At 55.7% G+C, this 22778-nt stretch carries 22 protein-coding genes; 10 read left to right on the plus strand and 12 right to left on the minus strand.

Annotated features, from left to right (window positions below):
• The first annotated feature begins 25 nt into the window (after positions 1-25).
• Both V4U88_RS14380 and V4U88_RS14385 read left to right on the plus strand, forming a co-directional pair.
• Positions 26-958: an endo-beta-N-acetylglucosaminidase gene (locus V4U88_RS14380; RefSeq protein ID WP_334073930.1), complete on the plus strand. Its 933-nt coding sequence runs from the start codon at positions 26-28 to the stop codon at positions 956-958.
• The gene (locus V4U88_RS14385) at positions 921-2822 is read left to right on the plus strand and encodes an endo-beta-N-acetylglucosaminidase (RefSeq protein ID WP_334073931.1); all 1902 of its coding nucleotides are present in this window, start codon (positions 921-923) and stop codon (positions 2820-2822) included. The genes V4U88_RS14380 and V4U88_RS14385 overlap by 38 nt, the downstream gene beginning before the upstream one ends.
• Before the next feature lie 27 nt (positions 2823-2849).
• Here V4U88_RS14385 and V4U88_RS14390 read toward each other — a convergent pair whose 3' ends face one another.
• The 6 genes from V4U88_RS14390 to V4U88_RS14415 are packed head-to-tail and all read right to left on the minus strand — an operon-like array spanning position 2850 to position 9471.
• Complete coding sequence (locus tag V4U88_RS14390; protein WP_334073932.1) at positions 2850-3959, minus strand: YheC/YheD family endospore coat-associated protein; 1110 nt, start codon at positions 3957-3959, stop codon at positions 2850-2852.
• A gap of 6 nt (positions 3960-3965) precedes the next feature.
• Positions 3966-4433: a GNAT family N-acetyltransferase gene (locus V4U88_RS14395; protein WP_334073933.1), complete on the minus strand. Its 468-nt coding sequence runs from the start codon at positions 4431-4433 to the stop codon at positions 3966-3968.
• Positions 4434-4447: 14 nt separating this feature from the next.
• Positions 4448-5563, minus strand: a complete 1116-nt coding sequence (locus V4U88_RS14400) for a YheC/YheD family endospore coat-associated protein (RefSeq protein ID WP_334073934.1) — start codon at positions 5561-5563, stop codon at positions 4448-4450.
• A complete protein-coding gene (locus V4U88_RS14405) occupies positions 5560-6936 on the minus strand; it encodes a YheC/YheD family endospore coat-associated protein (RefSeq protein WP_334073935.1) in 1377 nt (458 codons plus the stop codon). The genes V4U88_RS14400 and V4U88_RS14405 overlap by 4 nt, the downstream gene beginning before the upstream one ends.
• Positions 6937-6972: 36 nt before the next feature.
• The gene (locus V4U88_RS14410; RefSeq protein ID WP_334073936.1) at positions 6973-8088 is read right to left on the minus strand and encodes a YheC/YheD family endospore coat-associated protein; all 1116 of its coding nucleotides are present in this window, start codon (positions 8086-8088) and stop codon (positions 6973-6975) included.
• Between the two features lie 15 nt (positions 8089-8103).
• Positions 8104-9471 (minus strand): YheC/YheD family endospore coat-associated protein, encoded by a 1368-nt coding sequence (locus tag V4U88_RS14415; RefSeq protein WP_334073937.1) that lies wholly within the window; start codon positions 9469-9471, stop codon positions 8104-8106.
• 139 nt (positions 9472-9610) lie between these two features.
• Between V4U88_RS14415 and V4U88_RS14420 the strand changes: the two genes are divergently transcribed.
• From V4U88_RS14420 to V4U88_RS14430, 3 genes are all read left to right on the plus strand, one after another.
• Positions 9611-10774 carry a DUF445 family protein gene (locus tag V4U88_RS14420; RefSeq protein WP_334073938.1) on the plus strand — a complete coding sequence of 388 codons (1164 nt, stop codon included), beginning with the start codon at positions 9611-9613 and terminating at the stop codon, positions 10772-10774.
• 28 nt (positions 10775-10802) lie between these two features.
• A complete protein-coding gene (locus V4U88_RS14425; protein WP_148450534.1) occupies positions 10803-11147 on the plus strand; it encodes a YlbF family regulator in 345 nt (114 codons plus the stop codon).
• Positions 11148-11222: 75 nt separating this feature from the next.
• On the plus strand, positions 11223-11516 hold the full coding sequence (locus tag V4U88_RS14430) for a hypothetical protein (RefSeq protein WP_334073939.1): 294 nt from the start codon (positions 11223-11225) through the stop codon (positions 11514-11516).
• An 83-nt stretch (positions 11517-11599) separates the two neighbouring features.
• Here V4U88_RS14430 and ilvB read toward each other — a convergent pair whose 3' ends face one another.
• Positions 11600-13321, minus strand: a complete 1722-nt coding sequence (gene ilvB, locus V4U88_RS14435) for a biosynthetic-type acetolactate synthase large subunit (protein ID WP_334073940.1) — start codon at positions 13319-13321, stop codon at positions 11600-11602.
• 146 nt (positions 13322-13467) lie between these two features.
• Between ilvB and hemG the strand changes: the two genes are divergently transcribed.
• From hemG to V4U88_RS14455, 4 genes are all read left to right on the plus strand, one after another.
• Entirely contained in the window at positions 13468-14949 is a 1482-nt protein-coding gene (gene hemG / locus V4U88_RS14440; RefSeq protein ID WP_334073941.1) for a protoporphyrinogen oxidase, read from the plus strand.
• 5 nt (positions 14950-14954) lie between these two features.
• Positions 14955-16163, plus strand: coding sequence for a TIGR04053 family radical SAM/SPASM domain-containing protein (locus tag V4U88_RS14445; protein ID WP_334073942.1), 1209 nt, complete (start codon positions 14955-14957; stop codon positions 16161-16163).
• Positions 16164-17180: 1017 nt separating this feature from the next.
• The gene (locus tag V4U88_RS14450) at positions 17181-17558 is read left to right on the plus strand and encodes a BlaI/MecI/CopY family transcriptional regulator (RefSeq protein WP_334073943.1); all 378 of its coding nucleotides are present in this window, start codon (positions 17181-17183) and stop codon (positions 17556-17558) included.
• 19 nt (positions 17559-17577) lie between these two features.
• A complete protein-coding gene (locus tag V4U88_RS14455) occupies positions 17578-19137 on the plus strand; it encodes a M56 family metallopeptidase (RefSeq protein ID WP_334073944.1) in 1560 nt (519 codons plus the stop codon).
• Positions 19138-19207: 70 nt separating this feature from the next.
• Here the strand turns inward: V4U88_RS14455 and V4U88_RS14460 are convergent, their stop codons facing one another.
• Positions 19208-19546, minus strand: coding sequence for a hypothetical protein (locus V4U88_RS14460; RefSeq protein WP_334073945.1), 339 nt, complete (start codon positions 19544-19546; stop codon positions 19208-19210).
• 17 nt (positions 19547-19563) lie between these two features.
• Positions 19564-19803 (minus strand): DUF2249 domain-containing protein, encoded by a 240-nt coding sequence (locus V4U88_RS14465; RefSeq protein ID WP_334073946.1) that lies wholly within the window; start codon positions 19801-19803, stop codon positions 19564-19566.
• A gap of 324 nt (positions 19804-20127) precedes the next feature.
• Between V4U88_RS14465 and V4U88_RS14470 the strand changes: the two genes are divergently transcribed.
• Positions 20128-21462: a DRTGG domain-containing protein gene (locus V4U88_RS14470; RefSeq protein WP_334073947.1), complete on the plus strand. Its 1335-nt coding sequence runs from the start codon at positions 20128-20130 to the stop codon at positions 21460-21462.
• A 21-nt stretch (positions 21463-21483) separates the two neighbouring features.
• Here V4U88_RS14470 and V4U88_RS14475 read toward each other — a convergent pair whose 3' ends face one another.
• The 3 genes from V4U88_RS14475 to V4U88_RS14485 all read right to left on the minus strand — a co-directional run bounded on the left by V4U88_RS14475 (position 21484) and on the right by V4U88_RS14485 (position 22680).
• Positions 21484-21783 (minus strand): YtpI family protein, encoded by a 300-nt coding sequence (locus V4U88_RS14475; RefSeq protein WP_334073948.1) that lies wholly within the window; start codon positions 21781-21783, stop codon positions 21484-21486.
• A 64-nt stretch (positions 21784-21847) separates the two neighbouring features.
• Positions 21848-22354 carry a hypothetical protein gene (locus V4U88_RS14480; RefSeq protein ID WP_334073949.1) on the minus strand — a complete coding sequence of 169 codons (507 nt, stop codon included), beginning with the start codon at positions 22352-22354 and terminating at the stop codon, positions 21848-21850.
• On the minus strand, positions 22351-22680 hold the full coding sequence (locus V4U88_RS14485) for a YtrH family sporulation protein (protein ID WP_148450524.1): 330 nt from the start codon (positions 22678-22680) through the stop codon (positions 22351-22353). The genes V4U88_RS14480 and V4U88_RS14485 overlap by 4 nt, the downstream gene beginning before the upstream one ends.
• Between the last annotated feature and the right edge of the window lie 98 nt (positions 22681-22778).

The following is a 22778-nucleotide window of genomic DNA, read 5'->3' on the forward strand; positions in this document are numbered from 1 at the left end:
CGACAAACGAAGAGGAGGATATTGTATGAAAGTACGATCCAGGAAAAGGGCGTTTCCCAAAGTAACGTCGATAGTATTGACGGCTGCGCTGCTGCTCACGGCATTCCCGTTTTCCGCGCAGGCGGGGGATACCTGGCCGTTTCAAGGCGATAGCGCGCACGGAAAAAATCAGCCGAGCGTCCATGGATACACCAGCGGACATATTCTCGACTGGAGCCCCGAGCGGGATCCCGATGCCGAATGGTTGAGATCTCATGTACCGCTGCAAAAAAGAATTGAGCCGTTGGCCGCCACACAGGCCAACCCCGCATTGAATCCCGAGGTTCGGATGATGAACGTAGCGGGAGATTACGGCAACGCGTTTATCGAGAATGCGCCTTACACGAACAAATTCGCCCAGTATCATTTTAACTTCTGGCAATATGTCGATTACTACTCCTACTGGCACGGTACCGCGACCGCCTATACCCCGCCGGAATATTACGACGAACTGGCGCAGAAAGACTGGCAGCAAAAATGGTTCGAATTCGGCATCCTGAACATCCCGAACCCGACCTATACCGATGCCGCGCATAAAAATGGCGTGCTTTCCCTGGCGGGAATCTTCTTCTCGAACAATGACCGCGGACAGCAGACCTATAAGCAAATGCTTGTGAAGGATGAGAACGGAGAATTCCCGGTGGCCAAAAAGCTGATCGAAATGGCGCGCTATTTCGGCTATGACGGTTATTTCGTCAACCAGGAGGAACAGAGTCCCAATGTGGCGACCCGGGATATTCCCGACTATATCGCATTTATGAAAGCGCTTCAGGAGGACGGCCTTTACGTCCAATGGTATGATTCCCTGGATACGAGGGACGGGGCGAATAAATTTGCCCGCACCTTTAACGACAACAACATTTCGTTCCTCTACGATAAGCATGCCGGCGAGCGGGTTTCCCCAATCCTTTTTCTTTGACTACGGCATGGGGGACAGCCAGATCGATGCAGCCGAAAACTATCTGAAGCAGCTAAATCATGCGCACGGAACGGATTTGGATTTGTATGAAGCCGGTTTCGCCGGACTGGAAGCGGGCCGGGACCGGTTCAAGGATATCAACGGCAAGGCCCTGAAGGATAAGCTGGAAGGCGGCATTCCCCGTCTCAGCATTTCTACCTTGGGCGCGGACTTTGTCCATGCCAGGCTGGATGAGGACATGAATCAATCTTGGCCCGTCCGCCATCGCGCCGAGAACGATTACCAATGGATGACCCATCTGCGTGAACGGCTCTGGTGGTCCGGACCGAACGCGGATCCGAAGAGTACCGGAGTCTCCGCGGAAAACACGGTTTCCGACGTTTATGCGGACAACCGGTATTGGCCGGGCATCGCCTCGGTGATCGCCGAGCGTTCGGTAATCGGGGATAATCATTTCTATACCCGGTTCAATACGGGACACGGCCTGTCCTATTATGTGGGCGGCCAAGTATCCAATCCGGACGAATGGTCGAACATGAGCCTCCAGGATATCCCCGTCACCTGGCAGTGGTGGCAGGATACCAAAGGGAACCGGCTCACCGTGGATTTCGACTATGGTCCGAAATATAACATCGGCAGCGCGAAGCGCTTCGACTATGAGCGAGTCGGCGCTTATCAGGGCGGCAGCTCGCTGGTTGTCAGCGGGGATTTGAACGCGGAAAACTTCCTGCGGCTGTATAAAACCGACCTCGCCGTGAATGCGAACTCCAAGCTCTCCCTTACGTTTAACAAAAGCTCCAAGAACGACAATTCCACCATGGGTGTCGGCCTGATCTTCGCGGATGCACCGGATAAGGTCGTCAAGGTGGAGGTTCCGAAGAGCGGAAAGCGAACGAAGGGATGGGAGACCGCCGAGCTGGATTTAGGCGCCTACGCCGGCAAATCGATCGCCGCGTTCGGCCTGGTATTTGAGCCGGGCAAAAAAGCCGTGGCGGATTACCAGATGAACATCGGGGAGATCCGCATTTTTGACGGCTCCGCCGTAGAGCCGTCCGCACCTACCGGACTGGCCATTCAGGCGGCCTATACCGACAGCGGGGAGCTGGAACTGAAGTGGAACCGCGACCCGGATTACACCAAGGTCAAGCAGTATAATGTCTACGTGAATGACGTATTTGTAGGCGGGAAATACGATGAAGTATTCTACATCAAAAAACTCCCTGCCCGCTCCGGCAAGATTAAAGTGGCCGCCGTGGGAGCGGATGGGCTGGAAGGAAAGGCCGCGGAGCTGAAATTCGACTTGACCGCGTCTCCATCGAATTTGCGGGTCGACTCCCGGCCCGACGGCACCTTCACGGTCAACTGGGATCTGCCGGCCAAGGCCGGCGGCGACGTCACGGTCAGCGTGAAGTCCCTGAACTGGATTACGACGGGGAAGCCGGTGTCCGAGCAGACGACCGTTCCGGCCGGCTCGACAACCGCGGCGTTCAAGAATATGCCGGTGAACGGTGACGATTATCTCGTAACGGTCGCCCTGGGCGACAAGAATGCGGTTGCCGTTGGCGGCCGGTTCATCGACACGGTATCCGAGCCTTATGCCGAAGCATGGTCCTGGGAAGGCAATACCTTAAACCTCCCGATGCCGAATACCCGGGACTGGCGCTACATGTATGTATATGAAGACGGCAAGCTCCGCTCTTTCCCGACGACTTATAATGTCGGGGACAAGGACCGGATCATTCGCGGGCGGACGACGAAGGCCAGCCTCCGCTTTACCTCTGCGGCGAAAAACGTGTACATCATCATGGAAGACTACGCCGGGAACAAATCGGCGCCGCTTTACTTGAAAGGCGAAGAACAGTAGCCTGCGAAACGATGAAGCCGCTCCTCCTCACGATGAGGAAGGGGCGGCTTCGCGTTTGTACATCCAAAGCGCGTACTCCAAAGGTTTGATGATGGCGCGGCGATAGGCCTCGGTATCTCCCGTTTGGATGAACACCTCGCGCGCCGGCTTGGGGTTGACCTCAAGCAGGTAGACCCGGCCGCTGCGGTCGATCGCCAGATCCAGCGCCAGTTCGCATAAGGCGCCGATGGTCGATTCCAGGTAGGCGGCGATCTCCAGGCTCAGCTTTTCGGCCGTCTTGCGGATTTCGGCACGCTTTTCTTCGCTGTTCGAAATTTGCCGGAGCAGGGTGTTCATCGATGCGGCTTTCCCGCCGCCGTGCAGGTTGGAGGTCACGCTGCGGGGCGGTCCGATCCGGCCGGCGCAGCCGGTTACCTCCCATTGGCCATGCCCGTTCTTCTGCACCAGCATCCGGTAATCGTGTACCCGGCCGTCCGGCAGTTTGATCTGGATGCCCTGCTGGGCAAGGAACCTGCCCCCGCTTTTCCAGTTCAGCAAGAAAGCGCCGAGCCGGGATTTATGCATCTTTTGCGCGGGGATAATCTTGCGGTTTTGCCGCCGGCCCTGGATGAGGAACAGGTCGCCGCCCAGCCGATCCACCCGCACGATCCCCCGGCCGCCGGTGCCGTTAATCGGCTTGACGTAAACGGACGGATAGGTGCGGAGCAGCCGGAAGACATCGCCGCTGTTTTGAAACAGGGCCGTCTCGGGCAAGTGTTTGCGGAAGGAGGATTTGCGCGACAGCAACTGGTAAATCGTCCATTTGTTGCGCAGCGGCCGATTTAAATACTTCAAATTCCCGTATCTGGCCCTGAATTTCAGCAGCTGCTCGAAACGCTTGCTCCGCTGAATCCGGCAGCGGTCGAAAATCAGATGGGGAAAGCTCCGCCATTTTCGCGACCATTTTTTCGATTTCGGATCGTAGACCATGGCATGTATCAAGTTCTTTTTGTCATACACATCCATGGGGGTGAATACAAAAATATCAAGACCGAGTTTCTGGCCCTCTGTAATCATTCTTTGGTAAATATGCCGTTCCTCCAATTGCTTCTTATCGTTCATATATAAAGTCAAAATACCGAGGACGGGTTGCGCCACGGAACATCACCTTCTTTCTAGGATAAGCTCGGCCGGCCCGCCCGGGGTTTTGACCATGCCGCCGGCGTACAGCCCGGCGCGAAAACACATCTGCAGGCCGGAGACGCTGCTTAAGGGGACGCGGCAACTGAGCCGCCCCAGCGCGGAAATTTGCCGGCTCAGCAGTCTGGATCCAAGCCCTCTTCCGCGATAAAGCGGATGAACGACGACCAGGCTCAGCCCGCGTCCATAATGGGTCACACAGGAAAAGCCGGCCAGCCTCGGGCCGTCCTCCGCCTCGATTTCGGCGAGCAGAAGAAGGGCGCCAGGCTGAAGCAAATCGCGCGAAGACAGCTTCATCAGTTTCAGGATCGTATTTGCGGGCAAGGCTTTTCGTCCGTATTTTTGCGTAAATGCGATCAATTCGGCCTGCTGGAGTTCCCAAGGGATTCTGTCATTGAGCTGCCAGGCCTTCACCAACATCGGATTGCTCACCTCTTTATGCGCTCTTATTCCTTGCCCTGCCGGTATAAATAATGGCTGAACTGGAAAATACGCTCCAACGATTTTTTGCGGATATGGGGCTCGTCAAACTTCATCGGCTTGGCGTTGGCCTCGAAAAACCAGATTTTCCCTTCACTGTCGATCCCGAGATCCATCGACATTTCCCCGAGCGTATATCCGGCGCCTTTTTCGATTTGTTTGGCGATTAAGAGAGCGTTTGATTTCAGGCGGCTCATCAGGTAATTCGTCATTTCCTGGCCGAAAACCGACAGGAGCATTTTTTCGGGGTCCTCTACGCTGCCGCCTTGCGGAACATGCGTCGTGATCCGCCGTAAGCCGGCAAGCCGGGCCCCAACTCCGGTAACGGTCCAGATGCCTTTCCCTGACTTTTGCACGAGCACCCGCAAATCGAAATGCCTGCCTCTGTAGGAGGCCAGTTCAATTCCCTCCTGAATGATATAACGGGTGTTCCCGGTTTCGGCTTTTATGCGTCTCCATAACAGCTGGGGCTTTCCGGTTTTATACACAACATTTTTGTGCCTTACCCCCTGAATCGTGAGCCGATAAGGCTTATTTTCCTCTGCGTCGTACTGGAGCAGCATGATGCCTTTCCCGGCCTTCCCGCTCTCCGGTTTCAAGTACAGGCTTCCATACTCCTCCAGCATCGGCAGAAGGCTGGCCGAAGAGCGCAGCCGCTTCGTGTTGGGGACGAGCGCCCGGGTGGCCCGGTTCTTTTTCAGCCAATCAAACAGCGTCCATTTATTGAAAAAGAACGGGTTGAACAGCTGGATGCTGCCATGCCGGAGGCAGTCTTCGACTTTCCGCCGGACGGAAGGTCTGCGCTCATCCTCACGCCGCGGAATCCGGTTGTAGATGACTTGAGGCAGCGGAAGCCACTGCCTTTTCCACTGCTTTTCTTCCGTATGGTACAAATAACCCTGGACTTTTTTCGCGGTCAACTTCAGATCCCGGGTTGTCACGACATAGACCGGGAAATCCAGTTCTTTGCCGGTTTTGACGAGATCCCGAAAATTCGCCCGGTTGCCGCGGAATTGCGTCAGGTCGTCCTCAACCGTGAGTATGGCCACAACGGGCTTGGCTTCGCCTGCAAGCTGACTCATCCGTTTTCCCTCCTCCGGAACTTGCTCAAGTACAGACAATGCTCCAGAATGTGATCCACTGAAGCGCGGCCCTCCGCCCGCAGTGACGGATGCTTAAAGATCGAGCGTCCCGGCTTGGCGTTCGCTTCGAACATCCAGATCTTCTCGTCGCGGTCGATCCCGATGTCAAAGCCGATTTCACCGATCAGGTGCTGGTGGTGGCTCTCGATCGCTTCCGCGAGCGTAATGGCTACGCTCTTGGCGTTTCTCAGCACCTCATCCGAGCGGGGACCGAAGGTGCGGGCCAGCGCCTGATCGGGGGTCAGCAGGGAGCCGCCGTTTTTGAGGTGGGTGGTTACGCTGCCTTTCCCGGCTTTTTTGGCTCCGATGCCGACAACCGCCCACTGGTTTCTCCCATTCTTATGCATGTGAAAGCGAAAGTCGATCGGGCAGCCGTCGATTTCGATCAGCCGAATGCCCTGCTGCGCGACATAACCGCGCAAGGAGCGGCCGTGCCGGGCCTGAAGGGTGCGCATCAAACTGGCGAAGGAGCCGAAGCGGAGCAGCGCGTTTCTCCCGTTATTCCGGTATCTGGCGTAATAACCGCTCTTCTGGATTTTGGACAGCCGATAAATGCCGTTGCCTAGACTCCCGCTGTTTGGCTTGTAATAAACCAAGGAATGGCGGTCCAGCAGTTCCTTAACCTGTTCCGGGCTCGGGCTCATGATCGATTCGGGCACATAACGGCCGACCAGGGAATCTTTCTCAAGCATGCGGTAAATATCGGACTTGTTAAAAAAACTCCAGTTAAAGAATGGAATTCTGCGCCGGATAAAACGCTCGCGAAGCTGGGTGATGGCGGTGGTGGTTTCGGCCCGCCTGCTCGGGAGACGATTGTAGACGACATCCGGCAGGGGAACCTTCTTCCTGATGAAATGGCCGGCTTCGTTAAGGAAATAGCCGTTGATCGTCTCGCTGTCCCACTGAATATCCCGCGGCGTAAAGGCAAAGATATAGGATAATTTGCTTCCTTGTCTCAGCAACTGCTTGATGAATCCGGTCCGGGAACCGAAAGGGTTGGTGGCGGAAGAAGCCGGACCGTCCGAAAGCACGCCGATCAGCGGCCCGATCTGGACTTCCCCCTCTTGCAAACTGCGTAAAAACACGCCGCCCGCTTTGGGAATTTTAATGCCTTTACGGATGCCGGAAGCGATATAAAGATGCTTCCCCGGTTTTTTGATCGGTTTGACGGCCGCGGGGATCCGCTCGCCGCCGAATCTGAGGTGAACCGACTTTTTTCCCGATAGCTTCAGGTTCTTCATCAAAGAGCCGGACACGTAGACGACCCTCTGGGGTTGCTGCGTAAAATGTACGTTGCAAAAAGTCAAACTCATGAATTTTTCCTCCTAACAAAGTCTTCCGTGCCTCATTCAAGGTTTGCTCATCAGCAAATAACGGGCGTACAGAATCGGATTCTCCACCGACTTTCTGGCACTCCTGCGGTCTCCAATCCGGAAGAAGGAGGAGCGGCCGGGCTTGGAGTTCACCTCCAGCACCCATACGCGGCCATGCTTTCGATCGATGCCGAAGTCGATCCCGAGCTCCGCCAGGCGGCCGAAATGCGATTCAAGCGCCGCTGGAATCTTTAACGCCAGCTCACGGATCAAGGAGATCGCGGCTTTGGCCTCCGTCATTCCCAATTGCCGGATTAGCAGCGGAAGCGCCCGGTGGGCGGTTCCACCTCCGTGCAGGTTCGAGGTGAGCGCGTTTCTTACGCCGACCCGCCCCGCCATCCCGGTGATTTCCCAGGACCCGGTGTCGTTTTTCTGCACCAGAACCCGGATATCGAACGGCTCTCTTCTGGCGGTGTTTAGCTCCAGGTAGGGCTGGATCAGAAAAGACCGGCCCGCCGTGAAGCGGTGAACCCAATCGAGCCCCTCTTCCCGGGAGGAAAATTGCTTCTGGAGTATGCCGTTCCGCGGGTCTCTTCCGGTAATTTTAAGCCCGCCGTGCAGCTCCGAATTCTTCACATGGAGTGTTCGTTTGCCGTGGGTCCCGTGCTCGGGCTTTAAGAAAACTTCGCCGCCATGCTGCTGGAGCCAGCCGGCCAAATGCTCCGGGCCTTCATAGCGGGCGGTTTCCGGCAGATAAGGTTCGATCTCCGAAAATTTCCGGAGAGCCTGATATACCTGCCATTTCCCGGTTAATCCCCGCGTCAGATAAACGAAGGGATGCTGCTCCGATAGCCGGGCCAGCGCCTGTCTTTTGCGTTGCTGCTGCCTCCGGTCATGAGTGAAGCACCGGTCGTACAAAACGTCCGGAGGGGGGAAAAGCTTGTGGTGCCATCCTCCGTTCTCATAGCTGTAGCCGGGGATGGACTCGCCTCCCGTACGGAGGAACGACGGACAAAATACATATACGACCATGCCCCGACTGGAGCCGATTTGACACAGCTTGCGGCAGTATCCCGGTTCCGCGAAAGGAACGGGATTCCGGCCTTCGGCGACCAAAATGCCGATGACGCCTTTGGATCGTTTGCTGAACATCTATCTTTTTCCTCCTCAGAAGCCGGACAAATAGCGTGCGTATTCAACCACCTGCTTGACGGAGGGACGGATCTTGCCGCCTCCGAGCGGAGTGTTGTCGTTTTTGGAAGGCTTGGAATTCACTTCGATTAACCAGATCCGACCCGAGGTATCCAGGGCGAGATCGATGCCGAGTTCCCCGAAATGGGCGGGAATCTGATGATCGACGCCCTCAGCGATGTCCAAAGCGGCTTTGCGCAGCCGGATCGGGACCTTGTTTTTGATGCCGGCCGGCAGCGTGCTCCGGGCGACGGCTTCCTTGACTGTGCTGAGCGATCCTCCCCGGGCCAGATTGGATACGAAGTGCTGGCTTCCGGCGGTCCGGGCCACGATGGAGGTAACGCTCCATTTTCCCGTCTGGTTCTTCTGCACCAAGGCGCGAAAATCGATCGGCCTGCGATCCGCCTCGATCAAGGTCAGCCCCTGCTGAATTTGATAGCGCGTCGCTTTCATCTTGCCGGCGAGGGAGGAGAACAGCTTGGCGAGGCTGGGATACACCTGCCGCCGCGTTCCTCCGACCTGGGCGGTGAGCGTTTGATATGAGCCGCCGTCCAGCTTGGAAATCCGGATGATGCCTTTCCCGAGACTTCCCCTGATCGGCTTGAGAAAGACGACGGGATGTTTGGCGCACATGTTTTTCAGTGTAAGAAAGTTACGAAAGAGATGGGATTCCGGCAAGTACCTCGAGAGCGAGGCGTCACGCTGCAGCGCGTCGAAAACTTCGGTTTTGTCTAAAAACTTCTCATTGAAAAAATGACTGCTGTAGCGGGATTTTACTTCTTTCAAGAAATGCTGTACGCTAGGTTTGTTCTCAAGCTTTCGTGAAGTTAGCCGATTGTAGAACACATCCGCCGCAGGAACCTGGGCTTTTTTCCATCCGTCGCCGTACACCCAGGCCGATAGTCGGCTGGAACTGGAACCGATATGATTCGGTGTGAAAAAATAAACATACACCCCTTGACGCTGACAGGCGTTAACGAGCTCTTTACAGAACAGGGTGATCGGTCCGAACGGTCGTTCGACGGACTCCGGGTAGTCTTTGCTGATCAGTACGCCGACCAGCGGCCCCAGTTGCAGGGTTGTCGAGTGGGACCGGTAGGTCAGCCGCAGCGAGGACCGCGGCATCAGGCCCATCCTGTCGGCCAGCTCTTGACTGATGCGCATTCCGTCATATCTGGCCAGCGGGACGACCCGAACGGTCTGCCGGAAGGAACCGAAGACGATTTGCATCTGATGATGAACGGGGATCTTCCATTGTCTGACCAGCTGTTCCCCTAGAACAAGGTAATCGTTCTCCAGCAAATTCGGACTCATAATCTGGATTTTCAGTTTTTTGGAGGGCATGAAGCGGATCTCCTTCCAAGCTTAGGCTTGATATCTTGGATGTTGAATGGTCATCTGCATAAGCGCATGTAATGCATCATATGAGGACATAGAATCCTTGGTGATTAACCCAGGCAAGCGGTTGAAGGAGGTTTTTGCGGTGGACGATTGGCTTTATGTGGTCGTCAGCGTGGCAGTCGCCGCCTTTGTCGGCGGGGTCACGAACCATTTTGCGATTAAAATGTTGTTTCATCCCCGAAATCCGCTCTATATCGGAAAATATCACGTTCCGTTCACGCCCGGTCTGATCCCCAAGCGGAGGGACGACATTGCGGAGTCGCTGGGCAACGTGGTCGCGGAATATCTCGTCACGGCGGAAGGCTTGCAGGAATTGATGCTTCGGCCGGCGTTCCGACATCAGGCGGAGAAGTACTTGCTTACGGCGCTTCACCGTCTGGCGGCAAGTCCGGACACGTTGAAGGAAGCGGCGCTTAGCATTTGGGAGCCCGAGCAGTGGGAAGCGGTCAAGGCACGCCTGGCCGAAGCGGGAGGGACGCTGGCCGAGCAGGGAGGCCGGTATCTTTGGGAGCGCCTCGGCCTAAGCGAACGGAAACTGAGCGAGCTTGTTCCGGGTTGGACGGGGGAGAACCGGGAGCGGTGGAGCGCGGCCGCGGCGGACGCGGTGCTTCGCGCCGTTGAAGAGGAGCTTCTCTCGGCCGAAGGCCAGCGGATGCTGACCAAAATGGCGGCGAACATGGTCGACCGGGCGGGCGGCTTCCTCGGAACGATGGCGGCGATCTTTGTGGACGAGGATAAGCTGGTCCGCAAGCTGACGCCGACGCTGGTTCAGGCGCTTCAAGGAGAGGAGGCTGGGCGCAGAGTCGCCTTGGCGATCCAGGGCAGAATGGAGCTCCTTGGCGAGAAAACCGCCGCGGAACTGCTGGAAATGCTGTCCGGCCGGGATGCGGGGGAATGGCTGGCCGATCGGCTCCAAAACCTCCCTTTTGAGCAGTGGATCGCTTCCGCCGAGCAGGTACAAGTCGCTTCCCTGGTCGCCCCCTGGCTTTCCCGGGCCGAAGCGGCGCTGCCGTCCGTGACGGAGCGGCTGATTTCCTGGATCGTCAAAGGAATCCCCGCCGCGATGAGGACGATTCAGCTGCCGAAGTTGGTTCAGGAGCAGGTACAGAAATTTCCGGTGGAACGGCTGGAAGAAGTCATCTTGAGCGTGTCAGGCAAGGAGTTCAGGGCCATTACCTGGCTCGGGGTGCTGCTTGGGGGCATCATCGGCTTGTTTCAGTCGCTTTTGATGCTGTGGATGGGGTAGAACAAAAAACAAATTGGAGGATGGAACTGTGAATATTTACGATAAGGCGAATGAATTGGCCAAAGCGCTTAAGGAGAGCCCGGAGGTGGCGGAGATTACCTCCGCCATGAAGCTGGTCGATGCCGATCCCGAGAGCAAGCGGATGCTGGACGATTTCCGCAACCGGCAAAATGAGCTGCAGCAGCAAATGATGACCGGTGAAATGCCCTCTCCCGAGGAGATGGAAAAGATGGAGAAGCTGTTCGAGGTGCTCAGCATGAACCTGAATATCCGCCGGCTGTTCGATGCCGAGCGGCGGCTCAGCGTGATTATCCAGGATGTGAATAAAATCATTACGGACAGTCTTCAGCATTTATACGGACCGCAGATGTAAATCTTGTCTCATATTTCTCCGGCGTCTTCATAGAATAGAAATATAGATTTGAAGACGAAGGAGCTGCGGCCTTAAATGAAGACGGTAAAAAAGAAAAGTAAAATCAAGCATGTCGTGTATTTGATCCTTGCGTTGGCGATGCTCGTTTACGCCCTGCCCATGATATCCTTTAAGCCTGGCGCGGGCTGGGTATCCATATTTGGAGCGGTTTGGGCCGCCTTTGCGTTTCTCGTGATCGGTGCCCATCTGCATTTCATTCTCGGCGTAAACGAGGAGAAGCAGCGGGCGCTCGACGCGGTCCGCCGGGCGAAGCTGCGGGAATGGCAGAGCAAGTGGTCGGAGGAAGGCAAACATGGCCAGAGCATGTAGAGATGTAAAAAAACTGTCGGAAAAGCCGGGATGACGGCTTTTTCGACAGTTTTTTCGTTCCGGGCAGGGACACTCCCTTCTCTTCATTCGAGAATCATGCGGTCGTGGCTCTCCCCCGGAGGGACGATCGGGTACACGTTCTGCTCTTCCTCTACGCGGAATTCCATCAGGACAGGGCCGGGCAATTCAAGGCCCTGGCGGATGACCGCTTCGGCTTCGGACAAGGTGGAAGCGCGCAGGCCGGTAACGCCATAGGCCGCCGCAAATGCGACATAATCCGGTGAAGAAATTTGGACGGAAGAGTAGCGGCGCTGGTGGAACAACTGCTGCCATTGCCGCACCATGCCGAGATAACCGTTGTTCAAAATGGCGATTTTGACCGGCAGCCCGTAGTCCACCGCGGTCATCAGCTCCTGCAGATTCATCTGGAAGCTTCCGTCTCCAGTGACGCAGATGACGGGCTCACGGCGTCCGGCGGCTTCCGCGCCGATGGCGGCGCCGATCGCGGCAGGCAGCCCGAACCCCATCGTGCCGAGGCCTCCGGAGGTCAGGAACGACCGGGCCCGCTTGAACTTATAATGATGGGCCGTCCAGATTTGATGCTGGCCGACATCGGTGGCCACGATCGCTTCGCCGTCCGTTAACTTATGGAGCAGCGAGATCACCTCCTGGGGATTCAATGTCCCCGGCTTGGCGGTGAAATGGGGCACGCTCCGGCGCCAGCCGGCCGCTTCCGCCGTCCAGGGCCGGCCGCCGCGCGGAGCGGGGGAGGTCAGGGCCGCAAGCCCGTCCATCAGTTCGGACAAGTTGCCGTGCACTCCCAGGTGAACGGGGATATTTTTGCCCAGCTCGGCGTCATCGATGTCGACCTGGACCTTCCAGGAGTTCGGCGAAAAGGCCTGGATCTTTCCCGATAACCGGTCGTTGAAGCGCACCCCGAGCGCGAGCAGGAGGTCCGCCTGATGGACGGCCCGGTTCGCCGCATAAGTGCCGTGCATCCCCACCATGCCGAGATAGAGCGGATGGCCGGATGGAAAAGCGCCGATGCCCATCAGCGTGCTCACGACCGGGATATCGGCGTTTTCGGCCAGCTTGCGGAGCGCTTCGGAAGCTCCCGAAGAGACCACACCGCCGCCGGCAAGCAGGACGGGGCGCTCGGCGGCGGAGACGCGATTCGCGATCAGGTTGATCGTTTCCTGCGGAATGGACGGCACGGGGGCGTACCCGCGCAGGGAAACGTGACGTAAAGGGCCTTGCTCCGTTTTGGCGTTCATGATGTTCTTCGGCAGGTCCACCAGCACGGGACCGGGTCTGCCGGAAGTCGCGATGTGAAACGCCTCTTTGAGGATGCGGGGAAGCTGGTCCACCTCCATGACGACATAATTATGCTTGGTCACATCCATCGTCATGCCGAAGATATTCACTTCCTGGAAGCTGTCCCGTCCGATCAGATCGGTCGAAACCTGTCCGGTCAGCACGACGAGCGGGACGGAGTCCATGAAGGCATTGGCGATGCCGGTCACGGCGTTCGTCGCTCCCGGGCCGCTGGTGACCAGCGCCACGCCGGGGCGGCCGGTAATTCGCGCGTAACCGTCAGCCGCATGAACGGCGGCTTGTTCGTGACGGGTGAGAATGTGGCGGATATCCGGACAATCGTACAAAGCGTCATAAATCGGGATCACGGCCCCGCCGGGATAGCCGAAGAGGGTGTCGACCCCTTCCTCCCGCAGGCAGCGGATTAGCAGCTCGGCTCCGGTGACCGTTTTGGCGGATCGCTCAGTGTGATTTGCAGTATGATTTGTCATCTATTTCCCTCCCGTGTTTTTTTGACCCATTCTAGCGGAAAGGAAGATGGACCGGAGTGACTCCAGTCATAAAGCGGGCATATTTTTCGGGATATGATAACGAAATAGAACAGCGATACCAGAAGAGGAAGAGGAGGCTGGCCTTAGTGGTCAAATCGGTAGCGGTTATCGGCGGCGGTATTTCCGGATTAAGCGCGGCTTATTATGTTCGGAAGTATGCCCGGGAGAACGGAATGCGCGTGAATGTTACTCTGATAGAACATAGCGCGAGATTCGGAGGGAAAATCAGGTCGCTGCATAAAGATGGATGCATTGTCGAACAAGGGCCGGATTCCTTTCTCGCCCGCAAAGTGGCCGCACTGGAGCTGGCGAAGGACCTGGGCCTCCAAGATCTGCTGACAGGGACGAATCCGGCGGCCAAACGGAACTTTATTCTGCACCGCGGCCGGTTTCATCCGATGCCGCCCGGATTGATGCTGGGCATTCCCACCCGGATATGGCCGATGGTGAAGACCGGGCTGCTGTCTCCTGCAGGCAAGGCCAGGGCCGCACTGGATCTGCTCCTGCCCGCCAGGCGGGACCGGGAGGACGAGTCGCTGGGAGGCTTCATCCGCCGGCGTTTGGGCAGGGAAGTCCTAGAGCATTTGACCGAGCCGCTGCTTGCGGGAATTTATGCGGGGGACACGGAGCAGCTGAGCCTTCGGGCGACTTTTCCCCAGTTTATGGAAATGGAGCGTAAGCATCGGAGCCTTATTCTTGGACTGCTGGCGAGAAAAAAACAACCCCCCAAGCCATTGAAGACGGCGGGAAGCACCCCGGCCCCGGAGGCCGGAAGCATGTTCTTAACGCTCAAGACTGGGCTGAACGGGCTGGTGGAGGCGCTTGTGGCTTCCCTGGAGAGCGAGAGGCTGATCCACGGGAACGGCGTCTCGTCGCTGGCTTTGGTCGGGAAGGGACACGGGCCCGGGTTTGGCGCCGCGCCGGGGAATCCGCCCGGAACACCATGCTACGAGTTAAGCCTGGAGAGCGGGGAGCGGTTGACGGCGGACGCCGTGATCATTGCGGCGCCCGCCTTTGAGGCAGCTCGACTGCTGGGTGAGTTTTCGGACGTGGCTTACCTGGAGCAAATTCATTACGTATCCGTAGCGAACGCCACCTTTGCGTTTCGCGCGGAAGATATACCAGCCGAACTGGGCGGGTCGGGTTTTCTCGTCCCGCGGGGGGAAGGCAGGAAAATGACGGCATGTACCTGGAGTTCGTCGAAATGGCTGCATACCGCCCCGCGGGGAGTCGTCCTGCTCCGTACCTTTTTGGGTCGGCTGGGGGATGAACAGTGGACCGATAAGCCGGACGAAGCGATAAAGGAAGAACTGACCGGCGAGCTTCGCGCGTTGATGGGCATTACCGCAAAACCGTTGTTTTGCGAAATCATCCGGCTCCCGCAATCCATGCCCCAGTATCCGGTTGGCCATGTCGAACGCCTGGCGGCATTGCGCGCCAAGCTTGGGACCAATCTGCCGGGCGTGGAGCTTTGCGGCGCCGCATACGAAGGAGTAGGCGTGCCGGATTGTATCCGTCAGGGAAAGCAGTCCGCTGAAAAGGTGTTACATCAATTATTCGGGAGATGAAGCAAGTGGAGTTTACACCTAATATCGTTCAGGAAAGGGATTACCGCGTCAATCCGTTCATTGTGATCTGGGAGGTTACACGAGCCTGTGCCTTAAAGTGTTTGCACTGCCGGGCCGAGGCCCAATACCGTCCCGATCCCCGCCAGCTCACGTTCGAAGAAGGGAAGAAGCTGATCGACGATATCGCCGAAATGGACCGTCCGCTCTTTGTGTTCACCGGAGGCGATCCCTTGATGCGGCCCGATCTTTACGACTTGGCCAGATACGCGATTCATGAAAAAGGCTTGCCTGTCTCGATGACCCCGAGCGCGACGCCGCGGGTAACGTTCTCCGCCGTGGAACGGGCGAAGCAGGTAGGGTTATCCCGATGGGCGTTTAGCCTCGACGGCTCGGATGCGGCCATCCATGATCATTTTCGCGGCACCCCGGGCTCCTACCAAATGACGATGAAAGGCATCGAATATTTGCGGGAGCTGGACATTCCGATCCAGATCAATACGACCGTTTCCCGCTACAATTTGGAAGACCTGCCCAAGATCGCGGAGAAAGTACGGGAATTCGGCGCCGTATTATGGAGCGTCTTTTTTCTCGTCCCTACGGGAAGAGGAATGGTCCGCGACATGATTACGCCGGAGGAGCACGAGCGCGTCATGGAATGGCTTGTTCGGCTGCAGCGGGAGATGCCATACGGTGTGAAAGCGACGGAGGCGCCTCACTTCCGCCGGGTCATTTTGCAGAAGAAGCATTCCGAAGCGGGCGTTGGTAGGGATGAAGCTTTGAACGGCACGGGTGGCGGCGTGGTGAATGCCTCATTAAGCGCCGCACGAAACGTGGACTCAAAAGACGGCGGTTTTGGCCAGGGATCTGGCGGGGCGTCGCCGTCGAAACGAAAGGATGTGTTGGGCCGTTCCCCGAAAGGAGTGAATGACGGGGATGGCTTTGTGTTTATCAGCCATGTCGGCGAGGTGTACCCGAGCGGCTTTTTGCCGATAAACTGCGGCAGTGTCAGGGAGCAATCCCTGGCGGACATCTACCGGAACTCTCCCGTATTCCGGCAGCTGCGGGATAAATCGCTGCTCAAAGGAAAATGCGGAGCCTGCGAATTCAAAACGGTTTGCGGCGGCTCCCGGGCGCGGGCCTATGCGGTAACCGGCGACTACCTGGAGAGCGATCCTTATTGCGCTTACGTGCCGCGGAACTATTCGGCGAGGTAGAGCCCGTCCGCCTAAGGATTAAGGAATAAGTGGTCCTCCCATAATGGGGGGACCATGCTTTTGTTCAAATTAACGCTTTTTTGAAACTTTTCGCCTTGGTGCGGCGAGTTGAATTCGGCAGGGGCCCCCATTTCCCTAGCCGCCCCTCGCACTAGCGGCCGTTTGGGCGCTATTTCGTCCCGATTCGGCTTCGGGGGAATGATAGCGGTCAAAAAAGGCCTTATTGCCCTGTTATGGGCCCCGAAATAGGGGGTTGGCCTGCTTTTTCAAATAATAAGGCCTCAAAAGTCCGCTATTCCCTACCCATGAGCTGAATTAGACAAAATAGCGCCGCATCAGGCCCTGGCGTTGCATCCAGCCTGACATCGTGCGACTATGGTGAGACTTGGGAAGTCTAACGGTTGTGGCAGTCGCTATTTAACGAAAAGTAACCCTTTCGAAATTCTAGCGGTCGTGAGCGCCGTTATTTCACCTGGATTCTCGCCCTAACAGCCTGTTTTTGCAAAATAAGCGCCGTGGCGACCGTTAGAATGGGAAGTCGGCGTTTTCAGGGCAAATAACGGCTGTGGCAACCGTTAGCGTTAATTTTCGTCTTTCTTGCAAGGCTGCTCATGCGACGGCGGTTAGGGAGATGGGGCGCGCCGGATCCAACTCGCCACACCGAGGCGACAAGTTTCAAAATAGGCAGCACCAAGTCAGGTTTGATGCAACTTCAGTGCGCATCAGGCCCTTATTTCTCCACGGCATTCAAATTGCTTCATGCAACGCCAGTGCTTTTGGGGCCTTATGTAGGCAGCCATGCCACAACAACCCAACCTCCGCATTAAACCTCCAAATCCCCATATTTCTGTAAACTTACTCCAACCAACCAACCAACTAACCAACTAACTCGCCCGTGAACCGCACATCACATTTAATGAAGAGGGCGGGCTATTTTTCAGGAAAAAACTGGTTGACATTATTGTAGACAGGTGTAGAATATACATTATAGACAGCTGTAGAAAAAGGAGGTTCGCGATGAATTTGATGAAGAAGCTCCCGGATGCCGAATTTGAGATCATGAAGGTGGTTTGGGCGAATGAACCGCCGATTACAACGGGGATGGTGATGGAGCAGCTAGGAAAGGAACGGGCATGGAAGGCGCAGACGATTATTACTTTGATGAAGAGGCTGGTGGAACGCGGTTTTTTACGGAGTGAGAAAAAGAGCAAAGAACGAGGGTATTTTTCGCTGATCAGTAAAGAGGAGTATTTGAAATTTGAAACCGGCGACTTTATCCAGCGATTTCACGGGAATTCCTTCTCCAGTCTGATCGCAGCGTTGCACGGCAGCCAGCGTTTTAAGGAAGACGATCTGGACGAGCTTGAGAAGTGGCTGAAGGAAAAGAGGGAGTGAGTTGGAGGAAACTTTATCTGTGTTTATTCGATGCTCGCTTTCCATGTCGCTGGTAACATTGGTGTATATGGCGATGGTCCCCTTCTTGGCCAAAAAATATGCCGCAAAATGGTTGTATATCATTTGGTGGGTGATCACGATCGGCTGGCTGGTCCCCGTACATCCTCATATTGTGTTGCCTTTTGCTCCGGTCCGTTACGCGCCGACTACCGATCCGCTCCCCGCTATGTCCGGGCAAGGGAAAGGGCTTGCCGGATTTCCGATCTCCACAGTTCATGAAGCCAATCAAGCGGCCTTCGCCCCTTATCCGGTTTGGCGGATCTTGGCGGTGGTTTGGTTGACCGGCGCCTTAATTGCGTTATTCTGCCAAGTGTATCGGCATATCCGGTTTATGAACCTGACTAGACGCTGGAGCGAGCCGGTGACGGATCCGGAGATTTTGGGAGCTTTTGAGAACATGGCCTCGGAGTTAAATATTAAAACCGGTGTCAGGATAAAATTTTGCCACAGCATTTCATCGCCGATGTTAACAGGTCTGATTCATCCGGTGATTTTGCTTCCCCGGGATATTTTGAAGGAAGAGGACTATCCGCACATTCTTAAGCATGAACTGATTCATTTTAAACGGTTCGATCTATGGCACAAGGTGATTATTTTGGGGGTGAAGGCGGTCCACTGGTTCAATCCCTTGGTTTATTTTATGGACCGGGCGGTTTCCTTGCAATGCGAGCTCTCGTGCGATGAACGGGTTCTCCGAGGTATGAGTTTTCAGCAGCGAAAAAACTACGGTGAAACCTTGATTAAAGTCGTTCGAAACGGGTCAAAAGCCCGGACCGCTGTATTCACCAATCTGTATGGGGGGAAACGTAACTTGCGTAGTCGCATCAATTTTATTATGGATATACGGCCCAAAAAGAACGGCATTGTCATCCTCGCCTCTTTATTGACGGGATTGCTGCTGATGACAGCCGTTTGGAACTCTCCGGAAGCTGGAGCCGCCAATCGGCAGGCTTCTCCCGCCAGGGCCGAAACACTTGAACTCGCCGCGGAGAATTGCAATGTTCTAGTGCAGATCAGTCGGGGCGAACAGCTCTCCGTTGACTACAATGCCAAAGTAATGAACGTGGTACAAAACGCCAAGAACTCGGCGACGCAAATCTCAATCCGACCGAAGCAAGGTGTTTCGACGGAGGATATTGATATGGTGACTTTGAACATACCCAGCCAAAAATTCCGGACGATTACGGTCAATGGCAACAAAGCCGGCATCTCTTTGCCGGCCGTGAACGCGGATCTGAATCTTACGAGCAATGAGGGGAGTATGTCGGCCATCCTGCCGAAAGGATTTAACAAAACAATCAAATTTGAGTTGAAAAACGGTGCCGGAAGTCTCCACATCGATCAAGGCGCAAGCAATTACAAGCTCTCTATGGGGATCAAAGAAAGCGCGTTAACCATCCCGGATTCATTGCCCGGATATAAGCATGGGGCTTCAAGTTACACGTACACGAGCGGTAATGGAAAGGCGCAAGTCGATGTGACAATAAGCGGTTCCGCATTCTCGGTCGCTGATAACTAAAAATCGGCCGGACCCTCGCTCACCTTGAAGGTGCGTTGAAGGGTCCGGCCGATTTGGAATTCGGGCTTGCTTACGCCTCGGCAGCCAAAGCGCTGGACAGGCGTGCCATTCCGCTGAGCCCCTTCATACCTCCATAGAGGGTATAGAAGAATGAATCGGGGGCATCCAGCGAGAAGGAGAGATACTGCTTCGGATCGATGCCGAGCATTTTTTCGAATAAAGCCGCCGTGTCGTAGGCGTAGAAACAGAAGTAGGTGTATTCAAACTCCGGCATTTTCTCGGCAATCATCAAGATTTCAGCGGCATAACGCTCCGGATCGTTTTCGGCCTCGGCAATCATGGCGAGTGCGTCTTCAAGGCCTACCTTGATTTTTAGGGTCTTCTCATCGAGGACCTCAATCGTGGCCAATGGGATCTCCTCCTCGGTTATTCCGTTTTCCCGATTTTTACACGAAAAGTGTCCGGGCCTTGCTCCAGATAGTCCCAGGTAAAGCGTCCGGGATGCATCGCTTCGAATTGAAAGCGCAGCGGCACGGGATCGTGATCATTGATAAGCAGCATCGCTTCTCCAGGCTCCAGGCTGTTGAAGGCGGCAAAAATCGTTTTATGCTTTAATTGCGGCGGGTACTCCGTAGCGTTGACGGTGGTTTTAAAGGTTTGGCTCATAAGTTTGGTCCTCCTGTTTATTTAAATATTGAAGCATTTGCGATCATTATATCAACCGGTCATCATGGCATTGTGATACAAATCACATATTGGCGCAACGCAAAATGTTTCTGCATAAGGCTTCGGTATTCCGTCAAAGTCCGAGTGATTCGCCTCACGTTCATTCCGGAACAGGGCAAAATTTCAGGAAATGGCGAAATGAAGCGATCGAGTGTTTAGCGGATCTTCCGGCGAAATTTGCTCACGGAATGTCCGCTTTTTTTTGCGTTGATATGGTGTATAATAGATACAGAATAGTACAGATTGAGATTGGGGGTGTAACAGTTGCAGGGGCATGAAGAAAGTGTAACGAAGCACGAGCAGCTGCTACAGCATATCGAGAGTCTCAAAATCGGAACCAAAATATCGGTGCGCAAGCTGGCGAAAGGAATGGGAGTCAGCGAAGGAACCGCCTACCGTGCGGTAAAGGAAGCGGAAAATCTCGGAATCGTTATTACGAAGGAGCGGATCGGGACCGTTCGCGTGGAGAAGAAGCCGCGGAATATTACCGATCAACTGACGTTCGGGGACGTCGTCGATATCGTCGAGGGACATGTGCTTGGCGGAGCCGACGGTCTGGATAAAAACCTGCATAAATACGTGATCGGCGCGATGAAGATCGATGCCATGGCCCGCTATATCGATGCGGGAAGCCTTTTGATCGTGGGGAACCGGGAGGATGCCCATTCGCTCGCTTTGGAGCAAGGGGCGGGCGTGCTGATTACCGGCGGCTTCGGAACGAGCCGGGAAGTCAAAAGTCTGGCCGACCGCTTATCGCTGCCGATCATTTCCTCGCGGCACGATACGTTTACGGTAGCCTCGATGATCAACCGGGCGATCTTCGACCGCTTGATCAAGAAGAAGATTATGCTTGTGGAAGATATCGTCGTGCGCAAGCCGAGAGTCAACATGTTGAAGGTGACCAGCAACATCTCCGATTTCGATCAGCTGTCGATCGAGACCGGGGCGCAGCATTTTCCGGTGGTGGACGAATGGAACCGGGTGATCGGCATCGTCAGCCGCAAGGATGTGGAAGATCTCAGCGGGGATCAGAGCATTGAAAAGTGTCTGACACGGCATCCGATTACGGTCGGGCTGCAAACGTCGCTCGCTTCGGCGGCCCAGATCATGGTGTGGGAAGGGATCGACTTTCTGCCCGTCGTCGACCGCAACCGGAAGCTGATTTCTTCGGTGACGCGGCGGGAAGTGCTGCAGGCGATGCGGGACGCCCGGAATCAGCCGCAGCTCGGTGAAACGTTTGAGCATCTCATGTGGAACGGATTCGCGGAGGAGCGGGACGAGAACGGCCGGTTGTTTTTTCACGGCATGATTACGCCGCAAATGGCTACCGACCTCGGGACGATTTCCCATGGGGTGCTGACTTCGCTGATGACCCAGGCCGGCTTGAACGCGGCGAAGGATGCGAGCGGGGCGGACTACGTGGTGGACAACCTGACGACTTACTTCGTGCGTCCGGTGCAGATCGAGAATCCGGTCGTGATTACCCCGGTCGTCCTGGAGATGAGCCGACGGGCGTGCAAGCTGGAAATCGTCATGACCTACCAGGATTTCCTGGTGTCCAAGGCCGTCATGACGCTGCAGTCCATCGACCACGCCTAATGCGGCGATCAGGCGGCCGGTTTATTCCGGGTTCTGGCGGGAGAAGAAGCCATGGTTGCGGATGCCGGCGAATATATTGAAAGCCCCGAGCACCATGAACAGAGCGCCGACGACGACGCGGACCGTCGAGCCGCTAAAAATTAGCATTTGGATCAGGGCCAGCACGATCAGCATGGTGCCCATACTGATATTCGATTTGGCCTGGGCGATCCCCCGGGTGCGCGCATCCAGCGAACGCCGGGATTTGATGCTGAAGAAGATGGAGCAGACGCTGGAAACAATCAGGCCGGCGTACAGGATATAAGTTAAAACTTCAATCATGGGAAAAGGTCACGGCTCCTTTTGGAATAATAGATTGTGATATTTCTCATTGTAGCATGATTCCTCAGCTTCGCACATAGGGCCGGATATCGACCCAGATCTGAAGCACGCCCTCGCTTACCAGCATCGTTTTCACCTGAATTGCGTACTCTTTGTCCCGCACCGCGTAAATTTTCCGGTTCAGCAGCGTCCGGGCCATTTTGCCGTCGGAGTCGATTTCGAAGATGCTGCGGCCGCGCAGCACCTCCAGTTCCTCGTGCAATTGCTGTACGACCTCTTTGACGGCCAGCGCGTCCAGGGGAGGGTCCCGCTCTTCGACCCGGACCTGGATTTCCTTGATGACGGTGGAGCGTTTGTGATACTTTTTCAGTGTCTTGTTGTCTTCCTCGGCCTGATAGAGTTGAATCTGCAAATCTTTATTTTCGAGCCAGAGTTTGTTGAAGCTGGCCTGATAGACGACGTTGAACCCTATGCTGCCGGCGACCATGCCGAGAATAAAAACGGCGGCAATTTGCATGAACCGCTTAAATCCCCTTAGGGCCTCCCGCGTTGTGACCCTCCGTTCGTTCATCCCCGGCTGCCTCCGCACATCCACCTCACGAGCTCCGAACCCATATGCGCTCCAAGAAATGCGAATAGTAAATATAAAATTTGCTTGATCGCCGGGGACAAATTTCCGTCGAAGAAATTGCTTTCGATGACCCGCATCGGGTCAATCGTACCGCCGACCGCGGCGGCGAGCGCCCATATCTTAATCCTTCCCGCGATATCCAGCATCGTCTGCGTCGGCGGCTGCATGGACACGATGGCACCCAGCCCGCCTACCATGGCTCCCCCTACAACGATGCCGAACGCTACGAAAAAATCCATGACCGCCTTGGTCAGAAACGTACTCATCCGCTGGCCTCCCTTTTTTGCGTTCCGTCCGTTTTCGCTTGTCCATTCCGGTTCTATACCATTCTATGGGCGCAAGCAGGCAATCTATGATAAAATAT

Source organism: Paenibacillus sp. A14 (assembly GCF_036864815.1).
Classification (GTDB): domain Bacteria; phylum Bacillota; class Bacilli; order Paenibacillales; family Paenibacillaceae; genus Fontibacillus; species Fontibacillus sanfengchensis.

What these genes read in the sequence shown, in the direction of transcription:
- ilvB (WP_334073940.1), bottom strand. Translation starts at nt 13,321, where the DNA reads ATGACAAATCATACTGCAAATCACACTGAGCGATCCGCCAAAACGGTC.
- V4U88_RS14400 (WP_334073934.1), bottom strand. Translation starts at nt 5,563, where the DNA reads ATGAGTCAGCTTGCAGGCGAAGCCAAGCCCGTTGTGGCCATACTCACG.
- V4U88_RS14410 (WP_334073936.1), bottom strand. Translation starts at nt 8,088, where the DNA reads ATGTTCAGCAAACGATCCAAAGGCGTCATCGGCATTTTGGTCGCCGAA.
- V4U88_RS14430 (WP_334073939.1), top strand. Translation starts at nt 11,223, where the DNA reads ATGAAGACGGTAAAAAAGAAAAGTAAAATCAAGCATGTCGTGTATTTG.
- V4U88_RS14480 (WP_334073949.1), bottom strand. Translation starts at nt 22,354, where the DNA reads ATGAACGAACGGAGGGTCACAACGCGGGAGGCCCTAAGGGGATTTAAG.
- V4U88_RS14405 (WP_334073935.1), bottom strand. Translation starts at nt 6,936, where the DNA reads ATGAGTTTGACTTTTTGCAACGTACATTTTACGCAGCAACCCCAGAGG.
- V4U88_RS14485 (WP_148450524.1), bottom strand. Translation starts at nt 22,680, where the DNA reads ATGAGTACGTTTCTGACCAAGGCGGTCATGGATTTTTTCGTAGCGTTC.
- V4U88_RS14415 (WP_334073937.1), bottom strand. Translation starts at nt 9,471, where the DNA reads ATGCCCTCCAAAAAACTGAAAATCCAGATTATGAGTCCGAATTTGCTG.
- V4U88_RS14465 (WP_334073946.1), bottom strand. Translation starts at nt 19,803, where the DNA reads ATGAGCCAAACCTTTAAAACCACCGTCAACGCTACGGAGTACCCGCCG.
- V4U88_RS14380 (WP_334073930.1), top strand. Translation starts at nt 26, where the DNA reads ATGAAAGTACGATCCAGGAAAAGGGCGTTTCCCAAAGTAACGTCGATA.
- V4U88_RS14450 (WP_334073943.1), top strand. Translation starts at nt 17,181, where the DNA reads ATGAATTTGATGAAGAAGCTCCCGGATGCCGAATTTGAGATCATGAAG.
- V4U88_RS14475 (WP_334073948.1), bottom strand. Translation starts at nt 21,783, where the DNA reads ATGATTGAAGTTTTAACTTATATCCTGTACGCCGGCCTGATTGTTTCC.
- V4U88_RS14385 (WP_334073931.1), top strand. Translation starts at nt 921, where the DNA reads ATGCCGGCGAGCGGGTTTCCCCAATCCTTTTTCTTTGACTACGGCATG.